This is a genomic window from Streptomyces sp. NPDC043726, from assembly GCF_056436565.1.
Genome location: NZ_JBWKCI010000001.1, coordinates 789,125 through 807,509, shown reverse-complemented (window position 1 = coordinate 807,509; position 18,385 = coordinate 789,125). Strand labels below are relative to the sequence as shown.

The window sequence follows — 18,385 nt, the reverse complement described above, 5'->3', positions numbered from 1 at the left end:
GGCCCGGACCACGACTCCTAAGAGAACCCCAGGAGCAGTAGTGAGCAAGCGCAGCAAGTCTCTCCGCGCTGCGGACGCCAAGATCGACCGGGAGAAGCTCTACGCCCCGCTCGAGGCCGTCCGTCTCGCCAAGGAGACCTCCACGACCAAGTTCGACGGCACCGTCGAGGTCGCCTTCCGTCTGGGTGTCGACCCGCGCAAGGCCGACCAGATGGTCCGTGGCACCGTGAACCTCCCGCACGGCACCGGTAAGACCGCCCGGGTCCTGGTCTTCGCGACCGGTGACCGTGCCGAGGCCGCTCGTGCCGCGGGCGCCGACATCGTCGGCGCCGACGAGCTCATCGACGAGGTGTCGAAGGGCCGTCTGGACTTCGACGCCGTCGTCGCCACCCCGGACCTCATGGGCAAGGTCGGCCGCCTCGGCCGCGTGCTCGGTCCGCGTGGTCTGATGCCGAACCCGAAGACCGGCACCGTGACGCCGGACGTCGCCAAGGCTGTCAACGACATCAAGGGCGGCAAGATCGAGTTCCGCGTCGACAAGCACTCGAACCTGCACTTCATCATCGGCAAGACGTCGTTCGACGACACCAAGCTGGTGGAGAACTACGGCGCGGCCCTGGAGGAGATCCTCCGTCTGAAGCCGTCCGCCGCCAAGGGTCGCTACATCAAGAAGGCCGCCATCAGCACCACGATGGGCCCCGGCATCCAGCTCGACCCGAACCGCACCCGCAACCTCCTCGTCGAGGAGGACCCGGCCGCGGTCTGAGCCTGACGGCTCGCTGAAGTCGGCGAACGGGCCCCGCACCTTCGAGGTGCGGGGCCCGTTTCCTTTTGCCCCGCGAGAGCCGGCGCTGGGTCCCACGGAAGTGGCGCTGTCCCCAGCGAACTGCCGCCGGGCCGCACGGAATTGCCGCGACCGGTTCGCCTCGATCAGCTAGGCTCGCCACTCTGTTTGTGTATCGGCCATGTGTTCCTTGGGGGGAATCGATGGGGCTTTCTGTACGACGTTCCGCGCGCACTCGGACGATCGGCGCGGGGCTCGCCGCCGTGGCCCTCGCCGCGGGCGCGGTGAGCTGTTCCGGGGGCGACTCCGAGACCAAGGGGGCGGGCGGGGACGACTCGCCGAAGATGACGCCCGCGGCGGCCGTGGCGGCCGCGGCGAAGAACTCGGACGACATCACGTCCCTGCGCTACCGCATGACGGGCAAGGTCCCGGAGACCGGCCGGGTCAAGGCCGAGGCCTCCATGCGGATGGAGCCCGAGATCGCGATGTCCATGAAGATGACGGCCCTCGACGAGGGCGCGGACGGCACCATGGAGATCCGGCTCGTCGACAAGGCCATGTACATGGGCGGAAACCCCGAGATGGCCAAGGAGATGGACGGCAAGAGCTGGATGAAGTTCGACCTGTCCGCGATGGGCGACGACGCGCTCGGCGGGAGCTCCGCCGGCGGCGCCGGCCAGGCCGAGCAGAACCCCGCGGCCGAGTCCACCTTCCTGACCGGCGCCGAGGACGTCGAGAAGGTCGGCACGGAGAAGGTCGAGGGCGTCGAGACGACCCACTACCAGGGCACCATGACCCTCGACGAGCTGCGCGCCTCCTTCGAGGACGAGGACAAGAAGACGCGCGAGAAGCGCGAGAAGAGCGTCCAGCAGTACGAGGAGATGGGCGTCGACAAGCTCACGATGGACATGTGGGTCGACGGCGAGGACCACACCAAGCAGTTCCGGATGCGCGGCGATGCCGACAAGGGCCCGCTCGACATCACCATCACCTTCCTCGACATCAACAAGCCGGTGACGGTCAAGGCCCCGCCCGCCAAGGACACCGTCGACCTGGCGGAGATGATGGCGGAACTCGGCGAGAGCTGAGCGTCGTAGGACCGGATTTGCCCCGGGGCGATCCGGTCACGTACTCTCTTGCAGAAGCCAAAGACCGCTGGTCGTTGCCGTGCTCTCGGAAGAGGGTCCGGTGGCCGAAGGATCCGCTGAACTGCGGACGACCCGCGCAGGTGACTGTGGAAGTGCTCCTGGTCCGGTTCCGTTCTTCGCGGAATCCATCCGGTTGAGCTACGCCCCGTGCGCCTGCGCCGGGGCGTTTCGTTTTCCCCAGTCCTCCTTCGGGTCCGCGCGGTCCGAATCACCCGGAAGGAGGCCGAGGCTCTATGGCGAGGCCCGACAAGGCTGCCGCGGTTGCCGAGCTGACGGACAAGTTCCGCAGCTCCAACGCCGCCGTGCTGACCGAGTACCGCGGTCTCACCGTGGCGCAGCTCAAGACGCTGCGTCGTTCGCTCGGTGAGAACGCCCAGTACGCCGTGGTGAAGAACACGCTGACCAAGATTGCGGCCAACGAGGCCGGGATCACGCTGGACGACCAGCTCTTCGCTGGTCCGACGGCCGTCGCCTTCGTCACCGGAGACCCGGTGGAGTCGGCGAAGGGTCTTCGTGACTTCGCCAAGGACAACCCGAACCTCATCATCAAGGGCGGTGTCCTTGACGGTAAGGCGCTGTCCGCCGATGAGATCAAGAAGCTTGCGGACCTCGAGTCCCGCGAGGTTCTGCTCGCCAAGCTGGCGGGTGCCATGAAGGGCAAGCAGTCCCAGGCTGCCGCGCTCTTCCAGGCGCTCCCGTCGAAGCTCGTCCGCACCGTGGACGCGCTTCGCGCCAAGCAGGCCGAGCAGGGCGGTGCCGAGTAATTCGGCTCGCATCATGACCGCCGCCTGACGCGGTGGTCGTAGCGGGCCGAACGTACGCCCGCCAGTCATGTACATCCGGCACCAGCCGAATTAGTGGAAGGAAAGCCATCATGGCTCTCACCCAGGAAGAACTGCTCGCCGAGTTCGAGAACATGACCCTCATCCAGCTCGCCGAGTTCGTCTCGGCGTTCGAGGAGAAGTTCGACGTCACCGCTGCCGCCCCGGTCGCCGTTGCCGCCGCCGGTGCCCCGGGTGCCCCGGCCGCCGCCGCCGAGGAGGAGAAGGACGAGTTCGACGTCATCCTCACCGGTGCCGGCGACAAGAAGATCCAGGTCATCAAGGTCGTGCGTGAGCTGACCTCCCTCGGCCTGAAGGAGGCCAAGGACCTGGTGGACGGCGCCCCGAAGCCCGTCCTCGAGAAGGTCGCCAAGGACGCCGCCGAGAAGGCCGCCGAGTCCCTCAAGGGCGCCGGCGCCTCCGTCGAGGTCAAGTAAGACCTCACGGTCCGCTGCGGACCCGAGCGAGCTGATTGCGGCCCCGTAGGGCTGTAACGCGAGCGCACCGAAGAGCGATCATCCATCTGGGTGGTCGCTCTTCGGCGTTCCCGGGGGCAGGGCCGCGGTTGCCTTGCACCACAGGTCACGAGGGGTATGGTGATCTTCGTCGTGTCTCCGGCCGCCCCGGTTCTGCCAAGGGGGGCCTTGACGAACCGCACGCAGCGCGCAATTCTCAGGACGCGTCGTCACAACGGTCCGAATCCGAGGCATGGATCGACGACGAAGAGGGCAGTATCAACGTGCATCGAGGGCGGGCATGCCGAGGGCGTTGAGGACGACGAGGGTCGCTAAGAGGGTTGAAAAAAACCCGCACTGGACATCAGTGTGCCAAGTGGCTACACTGACCCTTTGCGCTGCCTGTTAGCTGTCCCCTGCCCGTCACCAGGGGCATGCCCTCGCCCGAGCACAGACGACCAGACCATCCCTGACCTGGGATTTGTGTCCCTGTGTGTGGGAGAGGGGCCGGTACGCGCGTAGTGAGTCCGAGCCCTCGGAAGGACCCCCTCTTGGCCGCCTCGCGCACTGCCTCGACCGCGAATACGAACAACGGCGCCAGCACCGCCCCGCTGCGCATCTCCTTTGCAAAGATCAAGGAGCCCCTCGAGGTTCCCAACCTGCTCGCGCTGCAGACCGAGAGCTTTGACTGGCTGCTCGGGAACACCGCCTGGCAGAGTCGGGTCGAGGCGGCTCTGGAGTCCGGTCAGGACGTCCCCACCAAGTCCGGTCTGGAGGAGATCTTCGAGGAGATCTCCCCGATCGAGGACTTCTCCGGGTCGATGTCGCTGACGTTCCGCGACCACCGTTTCGAGCCGCCGAAGAACAGCATCGACGAGTGCAAGGAGCGCGACTTCACGTACGCCGCCCCGCTCTTCGTGACGGCTGAGTTCACCAACAACGAGACCGGCGAGATCAAGTCCCAGACGGTCTTCATGGGCGACTTCCCGCTCATGACGAACAAGGGCACCTTCGTCATCAACGGCACCGAGCGTGTCGTGGTGTCGCAGCTGGTCCGCTCGCCCGGTGTCTACTTCGACTCCTCCATCGACAAGACGTCCGACAAGGACATCTTCTCGGCCAAGATCATCCCGTCCCGGGGTGCCTGGCTGGAGATGGAGATCGACAAGCGCGACATGGTCGGTGTGCGTATCGACCGCAAGCGCAAGCAGTCCGTGACCGTTCTGCTCAAGGCTCTCGGTTGGACGACCGAGCAGATCCTCGAGGAGTTCGGCGAGTACGAGTCGATGCGCGCCACCCTGGAGAAGGACCACACCCAGGGCCAGGACGACGCGCTGCTCGACATCTACCGCAAGCTGCGTCCGGGCGAGCCGCCGACCCGTGAGGCCGCGCAGACGCTGCTGGAGAACCTGTACTTCAACCCCAAGCGCTACGACCTCGCCAAGGTCGGCCGCTACAAGGTCAACAAGAAGCTGGGGGCGGACGCTCCGCTGGACGCGGGCATCCTGACCGTCGAGGACGTCATCTCGACGATCAAGTACCTGGTCAAGCTGCACGCGGGTGAGACCGAGACGGTCGCCGACAGCGGTCAGACGATCGTCGTCGAGACCGACGACATCGACCACTTCGGCAACCGTCGTCTGCGCAGCGTCGGCGAGCTCATCCAGAACCAGGTCCGTACGGGTCTGGCGCGTATGGAGCGTGTCGTCCGCGAGCGCATGACGACCCAGGACGTCGAGGCGATCACGCCGCAGACCCTGATCAACATCCGGCCGGTCGTCGCCTCCATCAAGGAGTTCTTCGGCACCAGCCAGCTGTCGCAGTTCATGGACCAGAACAACCCGCTGTCGGGTCTCACCCACAAGCGCCGTCTGTCGGCTCTTGGTCCGGGTGGTCTGTCCCGTGAGCGGGCCGGCTTCGAGGTCCGTGACGTGCACCCGTCTCACTACGGCCGTATGTGCCCGATCGAGACGCCCGAAGGCCCGAACATCGGTCTGATCGGTTCGCTGGCCTCCTACGGCCGGGTCAACGCGTTCGGTTTCGTCGAGACCCCGTACCGCAAGGTCGTCGACGGCCAGGTCACCGACGAGGTGGACTACCTGACCGCCGACGAGGAGGACCGGTTCGTCATCGCGCAGGCCAACGCCACGCTCGGTGACGACATGCGCTTCTCCGAGGCCCGTGTCCTCGTTCGCCGCCGTGGCGGCGAGGTCGACTACGTCAGCCCCGAGGACGTCGACTACATGGACGTCTCGCCGCGCCAGATGGTGTCGGTCGCGACCGCCATGATCCCCTTCCTCGAGCACGACGACGCCAACCGTGCCCTCATGGGCGCGAACATGATGCGTCAGGCCGTGCCGCTGATTAAGTCCGAGTCCCCGCTCGTCGGCACCGGCATGGAGTACCGCTCCGCCGTCGACGCCGGCGACGTGGTCAAGGCGGAGAAGGCGGGTGTGGTCCAGGAGGTCTCCGCGGACTACATCACCACCGCCAACGACGACGGCACGTACATCACGTACCGCCTGGCCAAGTTCGCCCGCTCCAACCAGGGCACCTCGGTCAACCAGAAGGTCATCGTCAACGAGGGCGACCGGATCATCGAGGGCCAGGTCCTCGCCGACGGTCCGGCCACCCAGAACGGCGAGATGGCGCTCGGCAAGAACCTGCTGGTCGCGTTCATGCCGTGGGAGGGTCACAACTACGAGGACGCGATCATCCTGTCGCAGCGCCTCGTGCAGGACGACGTCCTCTCCTCGATCCACATCGAGGAGCACGAGGTCGACGCCCGTGACACCAAGCTCGGCCCCGAGGAGATCACCCGGGACATCCCGAACGTCTCCGAGGAGGTCCTCGCCGACCTCGACGAGCGCGGCATCATCCGCATCGGTGCCGAGGTCATCGCCGGTGACATCCTCGTCGGCAAGGTCACGCCCAAGGGTGAGACCGAGCTGACGCCGGAGGAGCGCCTGCTCCGCGCGATCTTCGGTGAGAAGGCCCGTGAGGTCCGTGACACCTCGCTGAAGGTGCCGCACGGCGAGACCGGCAAGGTCATCGGCGTCCGCGTCTTCGACCGCGAGGAGGGCGACGAGCTTCCCCCCGGTGTGAACCAGCTGGTGCGCGTCTACGTCGCGCAGAAGCGCAAGATCACCGACGGTGACAAGCTCGCCGGCCGGCACGGCAACAAGGGTGTCATCTCCAAGATCCTGCCCATCGAGGACATGCCGTTCCTCGAGGACGGGACCCCGGTCGACATCATCCTCAACCCGCTCGGTGTGCCGTCCCGAATGAACCCGGGACAGGTTCTGGAGATCCACCTCGGCTGGCTCGCCAGCCGCGGCTGGGACGTCTCCGGTCTCGCCGACGAGTGGGCGCAGCGCCTCCAGGTGATCGGCGCCGACAGTGTCGCTCCCGGCACCAACGTCGCCACCCCGGTCTTCGACGGTGCGCGTGAGGACGAGCTCGCGGGTCTGCTGCAGCACACCATCCCGAACCGCGACGGCGAGCGCATGGTGCTCCCGTCCGGCAAGGCGCGGCTGTTCGACGGCCGTAGCGGTGAGCCGTTCCCGGACCCGATCTCGGTCGGCTACATGTACATCCTGAAGCTGCACCACCTGGTCGACGACAAGCTGCACGCCCGGTCGACCGGCCCGTACTCGATGATCACCCAGCAGCCGCTGGGTGGTAAGGCTCAGTTCGGTGGCCAGCGGTTCGGCGAGATGGAGGTGTGGGCCCTCGAGGCCTACGGCGCCGCGTACGCCCTCCAGGAGCTGCTGACCATCAAGTCCGACGACGTCACCGGCCGCGTGAAGGTCTACGAGGCCATCGTCAAGGGCGAGAACATCCCCGAGCCCGGCATCCCCGAGTCCTTCAAGGTGCTCATCAAGGAGATGCAGTCCCTGTGCCTGAACGTGGAGGTGCTGTCCAGCGACGGTATGTCCATCGAGATGCGTGACACCGACGAGGATGTCTTCCGCGCCGCGGAGGAGCTCGGCATCGACCTGTCCCGGCGCGAGCCGAGCAGCGTCGAAGAGGTCTGACGGGAGTTCGGCCGGGCTCGTGAAGAGCCCGGCCGGCCCCAGGACCCCCGTATCAGACCAAAGACTTACAACCCTGAGAGGGATTGACGCATAGTGCTCGACGTCAACTTCTTCGACGAGCTCCGGATCGGTCTGGCCACCGCTGACGACATCCGTCAGTGGAGCCACGGCGAGGTCAAGAAGCCCGAGACCATCAACTACCGCACCCTCAAGCCCGAAAAGGACGGACTCTTCTGCGAGAAGATCTTCGGTCCGACCCGGGACTGGGAGTGCTACTGCGGCAAGTACAAGCGCGTCCGCTTCAAGGGCATCATCTGTGAGCGCTGCGGCGTCGAGGTGACCCGCGCCAAGGTGCGTCGTGAGCGGATGGGCCACATCGAGCTGGCCGCTCCCGTCACCCACATCTGGTACTTCAAGGGCGTTCCGTCGCGGCTGGGCTACCTGCTCGACCTCGCCCCGAAGGACCTGGAGAAGGTCATCTACTTCGCGGCGTACATGATCACGTACGTCGACGAGGAGCGCCGTACCCGTGACCTGCCCTCCCTGGAGGCGCACGTCTCGGTGGAGCGTCAGCAGGTCGAGAACCGCCGGGACGCCGACCTGGAGGCCCGCGCCAAGAAGCTCGAGTCGGACCTGGCCGAGCTGGAGGCCGAGGGCGCCAAGGCCGACGTGCGCCGCAAGGTGCGCGAGGGCGCCGAGCGTGAGATGAAGCAGCTGCGCGACCGTGCGCAGCGCGAGATCGACCGTCTCGACGAGGTGTGGACCCGGTTCAAGAACCTCAAGGTCCAGGACCTCGAGGGCGACGAGCTGCTCTACCGCGAGCTGCGGGACCGCTTCGGCACGTACTTCGACGGTTCGATGGGTGCCGCAGCGCTGCAGAAGCGCCTGGAGTCCTTCGACCTCGACGAGGAGGCCGAGAAGCTCCGCGAGATCATCCGTACCGGCAAGGGCCAGAAGAAGACCCGTGCGCTGAAGCGGCTGAAGGTCGTGTCTGCCTTCCTGCAGACCTCCAACAGCCCCAAGGGCATGGTCCTCGACTGCGTCCCGGTCATCCCGCCGGACCTCCGCCCGATGGTGCAGCTGGACGGTGGCCGCTTCGCGACCTCCGACCTGAACGACCTGTACCGCCGTGTGATCAACCGGAACAACCGTCTGAAGCGCCTTCTCGACCTCGGTGCGCCCGAGATCATCGTGAACAACGAGAAGCGCATGCTCCAGGAGGCCGTCGACGCCCTCTTCGACAACGGTCGTCGTGGTCGCCCGGTCACCGGTCCCGGTAACCGCCCGCTGAAGTCCCTCAGCGACATGCTGAAGGGTAAGCAGGGTCGATTCCGTCAGAACCTGCTCGGCAAGCGAGTCGACTACTCGGCGCGTTCCGTCATCGTCGTCGGCCCGCAGCTGAAGCTGCACCAGTGCGGTCTGCCCAAGGCCATGGCGCTGGAGCTCTTCAAGCCGTTCGTGATGAAGCGCCTGGTCGACCTGAACCACGCGCAGAACATCAAGAGCGCCAAGCGCATGGTGGAGCGCGGCCGCACGGTCGTGTACGACGTCCTCGAAGAGGTCATCGCCGAGCACCCGGTGCTGCTGAACCGTGCTCCCACCCTGCACCGCCTCGGCATCCAGGCCTTCGAGCCGCAGCTGGTCGAGGGCAAGGCCATCCAGATCCACCCGCTCGTCTGCACCGCGTTCAACGCGGACTTCGACGGTGACCAGATGGCCGTGCACCTGCCGCTGTCCGCGGAGGCGCAGGCCGAGGCCCGCATCCTGATGCTGTCCTCGAACAACATCCTCAAGCCCGCCGACGGTCGTCCGGTGACGATGCCGACCCAGGACATGGTCCTCGGTCTGTTCTTCCTCACCACCGACGGCGAGCTGCGCGACACCAAGGGCGAGGGCCGGTCCTTCGGCTCCACGGCCGAGGCGATCATGGCGTTCGACGCCGGTGAGCTCGCGCTGCAGTCGGCGATCGACATCCGCTTCCCGGTGGGCACCATCCCGCCGCGCGGCTGGACCCCGCCGGCGCAGGAGGAGGGCGAGCCCGAGTGGCAGCAGGGTGACACCTTCCGCCTCCGTACGACCCTGGGCCGCGCGCTCTTCAACGAGCTGCTGCCCGAGGACTACCCGTTCGTCGACTACTCGGTGGGCAAGAAGCAGCTCTCCGAGATCGTCAACGACCTGGCCGAGCGCTACCCCAAGGTCATCGTGGCGGCGACGCTCGACAACCTGAAGGCGGCGGGCTTCTTCTGGGCGACCCGTTCCGGTGTCACCGTGGCCATCTCCGACGTCGTCGTTCCCGAGGCGAAGAAGGAGATCGTCCGCGGCTACGAGGCGCAGGACGAGAAGGTCCAGAAGCAGTACGAGCGCGGTCTGATCACCAAGGAAGAGCGCACTCAGGAGCTCATCGCGATCTGGACCAAGGCGACCAACGAGGTCGCCGAGGCGATGAACGAGAACTTCCCCAAGACGAACCCCATCTTCATGATGGTTGACTCGGGTGCCCGAGGAAACATGATGCAGATGCGGCAGATCGCCGGTATGCGTGGTCTGGTGTCGAACGCGAAGAACGAGACCATCCCGCGTCCGATCAAGGCGTCCTTCCGTGAGGGCCTGTCCGTGCTGGAGTACTTCATCTCCACGCACGGTGCCCGTAAGGGTCTGGCGGACACCGCCCTGCGTACCGCTGACTCGGGTTACCTGACCCGTCGTCTGGTGGACGTCTCGCAGGACGTCATCATCCGCGAGGAGGACTGCGGCACCGAGCGCGGCCTCAAGCTGGCCATCGCCGAGCGCGGCGCCGACGGCGTCCTGCGCAAGGCGGACAACGCCGAGACCAGCGTGTACGCGCGCTGCCTCGCCGAGGACATCGTCGTCGACGGCAAGGTGCTCGCCCCGGCGGGCGTCGACCTCGGTGACGTCCTCATCGACCAGCTGGTCGCCGCGGGCATCGAGACGGTCAAGACCCGCTCGGTCCTGACCTGTGAGTCCGCCGTCGGCACCTGCGCCATGTGCTACGGCCGCTCGCTGGCCACCGGCAAGCTGGTCGACATCGGTGAGGCGGTCGGCATCATCGCCGCCCAGTCCATCGGTGAGCCCGGTACCCAGCTGACGATGCGTACCTTCCACACCGGTGGTGTGGCCGGTGACGACATCACCCAGGGTCTGCCCCGTGTCGTCGAGCTCTTCGAGGCCCGTACCCCGAAGGGTGTCGCCCCGATCTCCGAGGCCTCCGGCCGCGTCCGGATCGAGGAGACCGAGAAGACCAAGAAGCTCGTCGTCACCCCGGACGACGGCAGCGACGAGACGGCGTTCCCGATCTCCAAGCGTGCCAAGGTCCTGGTCCGCGAGGGCGAGCACGTCGAGGTGGGCCAGCAGCTCACCGTGGGTGCCACCAACCCGCACGACGTGCTGCGCATCCTGGGTCAGCGTGCCGTCCAGGTCCACCTGGTCGGCGAGGTCCAGAAGGTCTACAACTCGCAGGGTGTGTCGATCCACGACAAGCACATCGAGATCATCATCCGGCAGATGCTCCGCCGTGTGACGATCATCGAGTCCGGCGACGCCGAGCTGCTGCCCGGCGAGCTGGTCGAGCGGTCGAAGTTCGAGACCGAGAACCGTCGTGTGGTGCAGGAGGGCGGTCACCCGGCCTCCGGTCGTCCGCAGCTCATGGGTATCACCAAGGCCTCGCTGGCCACGGAGTCCTGGCTGTCGGCGGCGTCCTTCCAGGAGACGACGCGAGTCCTCACGGACGCGGCGATCAACGCCAAGTCCGACTCGCTCATCGGTCTCAAGGAGAACGTCATCATCGGTAAGCTCATCCCGGCCGGTACGGGTCTGTCCCGCTACCGCAACATCCGGGTCGAGCCGACCGAGGAGGCCAAGGCCGCGATGTACTCGGCCGTCGGCTACGACGACATCGACTACTCGCCGTTCGGCACGGGCTCCGGCCAGGCCGTTCCGCTGGAGGACTACGACTACGGTCCGTACAACCAGTAAGCGAGTCGCTTGAGTTGAAGGGCGGTCACCCGCAAGGGTGGCCGCCCTTCGGCGTGTTCGGGGTGGCTGTTCGAGTGGCGTGGCCCCTACGGCCACCATGACGACGGGCGGGAACCGACGTGCCCGGCCCGGCGGGAAGGGGATCTCCACGCCCGTGACGAAGGTCGGGAACCCGACGATCACGAAGGCCACCCCGGTCGGCGCGAGCCCGAGCCGCCCGAGTGCCGGGAGCGCGATCAGCACGCCGCCCAGCAGCGGGCACAGGGGCGCGAGGACGGCGCTACGCCGCCTTCTGCACGGAGGTCGCGGTCGGTGTGCGCGGCGGCGCTGCTGGTGGCGGCGCGGACATGATCCTCAGTCTGCTGGCCCGGCTCCGCGCCCGCACGTGGAGCCGGTCCCCTGGGGGGACGTATCCGGGTTTTCTCCGGGTCCGACCCCTGTGCCGGGAATGCCGGATCGGCGCATCATGGAGGGACTCCGACCGGTACGGGGAAGGTGTTCCGATGTCGTATCCGGTGTGGCCGTCCTGGCAGGGCGGTGCCCCTTCGATGCTCGCCTCGCACGCCGAGCGGGAGCGGGCCGTGGATGTGCTGCGGGCGGGGTTCGGGGAAGGGCGGCTGGAGCAGCCGGAGTTCGAGAAGCGGGTGGCCCGGGCGTACGCGGCCCGGACGGTGGGGGAGTTGGGGCTGCTGGTGGCCGACCTGCCCAACGGCCCCGTGGCGCGGCACCCGGTGCCCTTCGTCGCCGCGGCGCCGCCCCGGACGAACGGCAAGGCGGTCGGGTCCGCCGTCTGCGGGCTGCTGTGTCTGGTCAGTTTCGGGCTCACCGGCATACCGGCGGTCGTGCTGGGGCACTCGGCCCGTTCCGAGATACAGCGGACCGGGGAGTCCGGCGACGGGCTCGCGCTGACCGGTCTGGTGCTCGGGTGGCTGTCCACGGCCGGCTGGGCCGTCGTACTGACGCTGGTTCTGGTGGCCGCCGCGGTGTCGGGGTCGTAAATTCGAAGACGACACAGCGGGTGTCCGGATCGTGGTTCTCGAAGATCGATTTCGTGGATTCGAAGATCGATCCCGGCGGGCGGTCTTGACATGGGCCGTGCGGGGACGTGAGCGGGCCTCATTTGTTTTGACCGCAGCGAATGAGGTAGGTACGCTCAGACCTTGTGCCTGGGGTGTGCCCTGGCTCTCGTGCGTGCCTTCAACCGCATAGCGAGCTGTGAGCGGCCACCGTAATCTGTGCTCTTTTCGCCTCACGGCGGGAGTCCGCCGGATTCGACACACCCGACCGCGTGGGTCGGCGACGTTCCAGGTTAGCTTCACCATTCGGCACACAGAAACCGGAGAAGTAGTGCCTACGATCCAGCAGCTGGTCCGTAAGGGCCGGCAGGACAAGGTCGAGAAGAACAAGACGCCCGCACTCGAGGGTTCCCCTCAGCGTCGTGGCGTCTGCACGCGTGTGTTCACGACCACCCCGAAGAAGCCGAACTCGGCCCTGCGTAAGGTCGCGCGTGTGCGTCTGACCAGCGGGATCGAGGTCACCGCTTACATTCCGGGTGAGGGACACAACCTGCAGGAGCACTCCATCGTGCTCGTGCGCGGCGGCCGTGTGAAGGACCTGCCGGGTGTTCGCTACAAGATCATCCGTGGCTCCCTCGACACCCAGGGTGTCAAGAACCGCAAGCAGGCCCGTTCCCGCTACGGCGCCAAGAAGGAGAAGTAGAAATGCCTCGTAAGGGCCCCGCCCCGAAGCGCCCGGTCATCATCGACCCGGTCTACGGTTCTCCTCTGGTGACGTCGCTCATCAACAAGGTGCTGCTGAACGGCAAGCGCTCCACCGCCGAGCGCATCGTCTACGGCGCCATGGAGGGCCTGCGTGACAAGACCGGCAACGACCCGGTCATCACGCTGAAGCGCGCTCTCGAGAACATCAAGCCGACCCTCGAGGTCAAGTCCCGCCGTGTCGGTGGCGCCACCTACCAGGTGCCGGTCGAGGTCAAGCCCGGCCGCGCCAACACCCTGGCGCTGCGCTGGCTGGTCGGTTACTCCCGCGCCCGTCGCGAGAAGACCATGACCGAGCGTCTGCTCAACGAGCTTCTCGACGCTTCGAACGGCCTCGGTGCGGCCGTCAAGAAGCGCGAGGACACGCACAAGATGGCCGAGTCCAACAAGGCCTTCGCGCACTACCGCTGGTAGTCGCAGTCCACATCGAGACCGAGAGAAGACTGAAGCCTTATGGCTACCACTTCGCTTGACCTGGCCAGGGTCCGCAACATCGGGATCATGGCCCACATCGACGCGGGCAAGACGACCACCACCGAGCGGATCCTGTTCTACACCGGTGTGTCCTACAAGATCGGTGAGGTCCACGACGGCGCTGCCACCATGGACTGGATGGAGCAGGAGCAGGAGCGTGGCATCACGATCACCTCTGCTGCCACCACCTGTCACTGGCCGCTCGAGGGCGTCGACCACACCATCAACATCATCGACACCCCGGGTCACGTCGACTTCACCGTCGAGGTGGAGCGTTCGCTCCGCGTCCTCGACGGCGCCGTGACGGTGTTCGACGGCGTTGCCGGTGTGGAGCCGCAGTCGGAGACGGTGTGGCGTCAGGCCGACCGTTACGGCGTGCCCCGCATCTGCTTCGTCAACAAGCTGGACCGCACCGGCGCCGAGTTCCACCGCTGCGTGGACATGATCTCGGACCGCCTGGGCGCCCAGCCGCTCGTCATGCAGCTCCCGATCGGCGCCGAGGCCGACTTCAAGGGCGTCGTCGACCTCGTGACGATGAAGGCCCTGGTCTGGTCCGCCGAGGCCGCCAAGGGCGAGATGTACGACGTCGTCGACATCCCGGCCACGCACACCGAGGCTGCCGAGGAGTACCGCGGCAAGCTCATCGAGGCCGTCGCCGAGAACGACGAAGAGATCATGGAGCTGTACCTGGAGGGCCAGGAGCCCTCCGAGGAGCAGCTGTACGCCGCGATCCGTCGTATCACCATCGCGTCCGGCAAGTCCTCGGACACCACGGTCACCCCGGTGTTCTGTGGCACCGCGTTCAAGAACAAGGGCGTTCAGCCCCTGCTCGACGCGGTCGTGCGCTACCTGCCGACCCCGCTCGACGTCGAGGCCATCGAGGGCCACGACGTGAAGGACCCCGAGCTGGTCGTCAAGCGCAAGCCGTCCGACGACGAGCCGCTGTCCGCGCTGGCGTTCAAGATCATGAGCGACCCGCACCTCGGCAAGCTCACCTTCGTCCGGGTCTACTCGGGCCGCCTGGAGTCCGGCACCGCCGTGCTGAACTCCGTCAAGGGCAAGAAGGAGCGCATCGGCAAGATCTACCGCATGCACGCGAACAAGCGTGAGGAGATCGAGTCGGTGGGCGCCGGCGACATCATCGCCGTGATGGGCCTGAAGCAGACCACCACCGGTGAGACGCTGTCCGACGACAAGAACCCGGTGATCCTGGAGTCCATGGACTTCCCGGCGCCGGTCATCCAGGTCGCCATCGAGCCCAAGTCGAAGGGCGACCAGGAGAAGCTGGGCGTCGCGATCCAGCGCCTGGCCGAGGAGGACCCGTCGTTCCAGGTCCACTCGGACGAGGAGACGGGCCAGACCATCATCGGTGGTATGGGCGAGCTGCACCTCGAGGTGCTGGTCGACCGTATGCGCCGTGAGTTCAAGGTCGAGGCAAACGTCGGCAAGCCGCAGGTCGCCTACCGTGAGACGATCCGCAAGGCCGTCGAGCGCGTCGACTACACGCACAAGAAGCAGACTGGTGGTACCGGCCAGTTCGCCAAGGTGCAGATCGCGATCGAGCCGATCGAGGGCGGCGACGCCTCCTACGAGTTCGTGAACAAGGTGACCGGTGGCCGTATCCCGAAGGAGTACATCCCTTCGGTCGACGCCGGTGCGCAGGAGGCCATGCAGTTCGGCATCCTCGCCGGGTACGAGATGACGGGCGTCCGCGTCACGCTTCTCGACGGTGCCTACCACGAGGTCGACTCCTCCGAGCTCGCGTTCAAGATCGCCGGTTCGCAGGCCTTCAAGGAGGCCGCGCGCAAGGCCAGCCCTGTGCTGCTCGAGCCGATGATGGCCGTTGAGGTCACCACGCCCGAGGACTACATGGGTGAGGTCATCGGCGACATCAACTCCCGCCGTGGCCAGATCCAGGCCATGGAGGAGCGGGCCGGTGCCCGCGTCGTGAAGGGCCTCGTGCCCCTCTCGGAGATGTTCGGTTACGTCGGCGACCTGCGCAGCAAGACGTCCGGCCGGGCCAGCTACTCCATGCAGTTCGACTCCTACGCCGAGGTTCCGCGGAACGTCGCCGAGGAGATCATCGCGAAGGCCAAGGGCGAGTAACGCTCCGCGTTCCCACGCCTTAGGCTTGACTCCGGAGCCTCGTGGGGCATTCCACCGCAATCGTGGTGAAGTGCCCCCGGGCCCGGGCTTTCCAGCAAAGATCACCTGGCGCCGATGAAGCAAGGCGTTCAGAACCACTCCACAGGAGGACCCCAGTGGCGAAGGCGAAGTTCGAGCGGACTAAGCCGCACGTCAACATCGGCACCATCGGTCACATCGACCACGGTAAGACGACCCTCACGGCCGCCATTACCAAGGTGCTGCACGACGCGTTCCCGGACCTGAACGAGGCCTCGGCGTTCGACCAGATCGACAAGGCTCCTGAGGAGCGCCAGCGCGGTATCACCATCTCCATCGCGCACGTCGAGTACCAGACGGAGACCCGTCACTACGCCCACGTCGACTGCCCCGGTCACGCGGACTACATCAAGAACATGATCACCGGTGCTGCCCAGATGGACGGCGCCATCCTCGTGGTCGCCGCCACCGACGGCCCGATGCCGCAGACCAAGGAGCACGTGCTCCTGGCCCGCCAGGTCGGCGTTCCGTACATCGTCGTCGCCCTGAACAAGGCCGACATGGTGGACGACGAGGAGATCCTGGAGCTCGTCGAGCTCGAGGTCCGCGAGCTGCTCTCCGAGTACGAGTTCCCGGGCGACGACCTGCCGGTCGTCAAGGTCTCGGCGCTCAAGGCCCTCGAGGGCGACAAGGAGTGGGGCAACTCCGTCCTCGAGCTCATGAAGGCCGTGGACGAGAACATCCCGCAGCCCGAGCGTGACGTCGACAAGCCGTTCCTCATGCCGATCGAGGACGTCTTCACGATCACCGGTCGCGGTACGGTCGTCACCGGCCGTATCGAGCGTGGTGTCCTGAAGGTCAACGAGACCGTCGACATCGTGGGCATCAAGCAGGAGAAGACCACCACCACGGTCACCGGCATCGAGATGTTCCGCAAGCTGCTCGACGAGGGCCAGGCCGGTGAGAACGTCGGTCTGCTGCTCCGCGGCATCAAGCGCGAGGACGTCGAGCGCGGCCAGGTCATCATCAAGCCGGGCTCGGTCACCCCGCACACCGAGTTCGAGGCGCAGGCCTACATCCTGTCCAAGGACGAGGGTGGCCGCCACACGCCGTTCTTCAACAACTACCGTCCGCAGTTCTACTTCCGTACGACGGACGTGACCGGCGTGGTGACCCTCCCCGAGGGCACCGAGATGGTCATGCCGGGTGACAACACCGAGATGAAGGTGGAGCTCATCCAGCCCGTCGCCATGGAAGAGGGCCTGAAGTTCGCCATCCGTGAGGGTGGCCGGACCGTGGGCGCCGGCCAGGTCACCAAGATCACCAAGTGATCTTGGCCCGACAGGGCTGACCGGTAGGTCTCTGAAGGGGCCCGTACGACTTCGGTCGTACGGGCCCCTTTGCCGTGGCCGTGGCCGCGAATGAAACCTGGCCGAACCTTGTGCGGTGGATTTGCGAGGGTTCCGGTTACGCCGCCCCGCGCGCCCCGGAGATGGTCTTGGCTGTTACGGGTTCAGTGTTCTCCCGAGGACGGCCAGGTTTCCCGATGCACCAAGTGCGCGGCGCTCTGTCGATGCCGCTGCCGAAGCAAGCCCCGGTCGCGGCGGCGGAACGCCCGCTGCAACCGCTTCGCACCCGTCGGCTGTACGTCGTCGACGGCATCCGGCTCGTCGCCGCGCTGATGGTGGTGCTGCACCACTACGCCGGCACCCGGCGGGTGGACCAGCCCGGCAACGCGATCTGGGGCCGCCCGGTGTCGGACCTCATGCCGTCGGTGTTCCACGTCGCCGCCTACGGCTGGATCGGCGTCGAGATCTTCTTCGTGATCAGCGGCTTCGTGATCTGCATGTCGTGCTGGGGGCGCACGCCGCGGCAGTTCTTCGTGTCGCGGGTGATCCGGCTGTACCCGGCGTACTGGTTCGCGGTGCTGTTCACGACGGCGGTGCTGGTGGCCGTGCCGGGGGTGTGGGAGAGGCTGCCCCTGCGTGAGGTGCTGCTCAACCTGACGATGCTGCAGGCGGGCTCGGACGTCCCGAACGTGGACCTGGTGTACTGGACGCTCTGGTCGGAGCTGCGCTTCTACCTGCTCTTCCTGGTGGTCGTGGCGATGGGCCTGACGTACCGCAGGGTGATCGTCTTCTGCTGTGTCTGGGGCACGGCGGCGATGCTGGCGCCGGTGTCCGGCTTCCCGCTGCTGGTGCTGCTCGCCAACCCCGACGGAGCCTGGTACTTCATCGCGGGCCTGGCGCTCTTCCTGATGCACCGGTTCGGCCAGGACCTGCTGCTGTGGGGGATCCTCGCGATGGCCTGGCTGATGGGACAGCTGGAGCTGGGGGAGCGGGTGCACTACGAGGGCGTGTCCGGCTGGCGCGGCGCGGTCCTGATCTTCACCGTGTTCATGCTGGTGATGGTCGCGGTGTCACTGGGCTGGACGGACCGCGTCCGGTGGCGCTGGCTGGCGACGGCCGGGTCTCTGACGTATCCGCTGTACCTGATGCACTACACGGCCGGTACGGCGGTCATCGCCCGCCTCCAGGGCACGATGGACCCCCGCCTGCTGGTCGCCCTGGTGATCGCCGGCTTCCTGCTGCTGAGCCGGCTGGTGCACCGGGTGGTGGAGCGGCCTGTGGCCCGGCTGCTGAAGCGGGGGCTGGACTCGTCGTTCGCCCGCTTGCGTCCGGGCCGCTGAGAGGGCGCGCCACGCACGCCCTTTCTCCCTTCACCCCGAACTGACGTGCCGTGTAAGTTCACGTGTGCATACGGTTGTTGGT

The 18,385-nt window shown here is 66.6% G+C and carries 12 protein-coding genes; all 12 read left to right on the top strand.

All coding sequences use genetic code 11. The features are described from left to right. Positions 1-40: 40 nt before the first annotated feature. The 12 genes from rplA (at position 41) to AC068Z_RS03645 (ending at position 18,303) form a co-directional block, all read left to right on the top strand. Positions 41-766, top strand: coding sequence for a 50S ribosomal protein L1 (gene rplA / locus AC068Z_RS03700; RefSeq protein WP_186281125.1), 726 nt, complete (start codon positions 41-43; stop codon positions 764-766). Between the two features lie 221 nt (positions 767-987). Beyond that, the gene (locus tag AC068Z_RS03695; protein WP_478551896.1) at positions 988-1,872 is read left to right on the top strand and encodes an SCO4651 family lipoprotein; all 885 of its coding nucleotides are present in this window, start codon (positions 988-990) and stop codon (positions 1,870-1,872) included. A gap of 293 nt (positions 1,873-2,165) precedes the next feature. Next, complete coding sequence (rplJ, locus tag AC068Z_RS03690; RefSeq protein WP_451725261.1) at positions 2,166-2,696, top strand: 50S ribosomal protein L10; 531 nt, start codon at positions 2,166-2,168, stop codon at positions 2,694-2,696. 107 nt (positions 2,697-2,803) lie between these two features. After that, positions 2,804-3,190 carry a 50S ribosomal protein L7/L12 gene (gene rplL, locus AC068Z_RS03685; RefSeq protein ID WP_451725285.1) on the top strand — a complete coding sequence of 129 codons (387 nt, stop codon included), beginning with the start codon at positions 2,804-2,806 and terminating at the stop codon, positions 3,188-3,190. Positions 3,191-3,759: 569 nt separating this feature from the next. Then, a complete protein-coding gene (gene rpoB, locus AC068Z_RS03680) occupies positions 3,760-7,245 on the top strand; it encodes a DNA-directed RNA polymerase subunit beta (protein WP_478551894.1) in 3,486 nt (1,161 codons plus the stop codon). A gap of 93 nt (positions 7,246-7,338) precedes the next feature. Next, complete coding sequence (locus tag AC068Z_RS03675; RefSeq protein ID WP_478551892.1) at positions 7,339-11,238, top strand: DNA-directed RNA polymerase subunit beta'; 3,900 nt, start codon at positions 7,339-7,341, stop codon at positions 11,236-11,238. 503 nt (positions 11,239-11,741) lie between these two features. Continuing rightward, entirely contained in the window at positions 11,742-12,236 is a 495-nt protein-coding gene (locus tag AC068Z_RS03670; RefSeq protein ID WP_478551890.1) for a DUF1707 and DUF4190 domain-containing protein, read from the top strand. A 349-nt stretch (positions 12,237-12,585) separates the two neighbouring features. Continuing rightward, a complete protein-coding gene (gene rpsL, locus AC068Z_RS03665) occupies positions 12,586-12,957 on the top strand; it encodes a 30S ribosomal protein S12 (protein WP_003948652.1) in 372 nt (123 codons plus the stop codon). A 2-nt stretch (positions 12,958-12,959) separates the two neighbouring features. Beyond that, positions 12,960-13,430 carry a 30S ribosomal protein S7 gene (gene rpsG / locus AC068Z_RS03660; RefSeq protein WP_009330725.1) on the top strand — a complete coding sequence of 157 codons (471 nt, stop codon included), beginning with the start codon at positions 12,960-12,962 and terminating at the stop codon, positions 13,428-13,430. Between the two features lie 39 nt (positions 13,431-13,469). Next, positions 13,470-15,596 carry an elongation factor G gene (gene fusA, locus AC068Z_RS03655; protein ID WP_478551888.1) on the top strand — a complete coding sequence of 709 codons (2,127 nt, stop codon included), beginning with the start codon at positions 13,470-13,472 and terminating at the stop codon, positions 15,594-15,596. A gap of 155 nt (positions 15,597-15,751) precedes the next feature. After that, positions 15,752-16,945, top strand: a complete 1,194-nt coding sequence (gene tuf, locus AC068Z_RS03650) for an elongation factor Tu (RefSeq protein WP_451725270.1) — start codon at positions 15,752-15,754, stop codon at positions 16,943-16,945. A 242-nt stretch (positions 16,946-17,187) separates the two neighbouring features. Beyond that, positions 17,188-18,303 (top strand): acyltransferase family protein, encoded by a 1,116-nt coding sequence (locus tag AC068Z_RS03645; RefSeq protein WP_478552284.1) that lies wholly within the window; start codon positions 17,188-17,190, stop codon positions 18,301-18,303. The last annotated feature ends 82 nt before the right edge of the window (positions 18,304-18,385 follow it).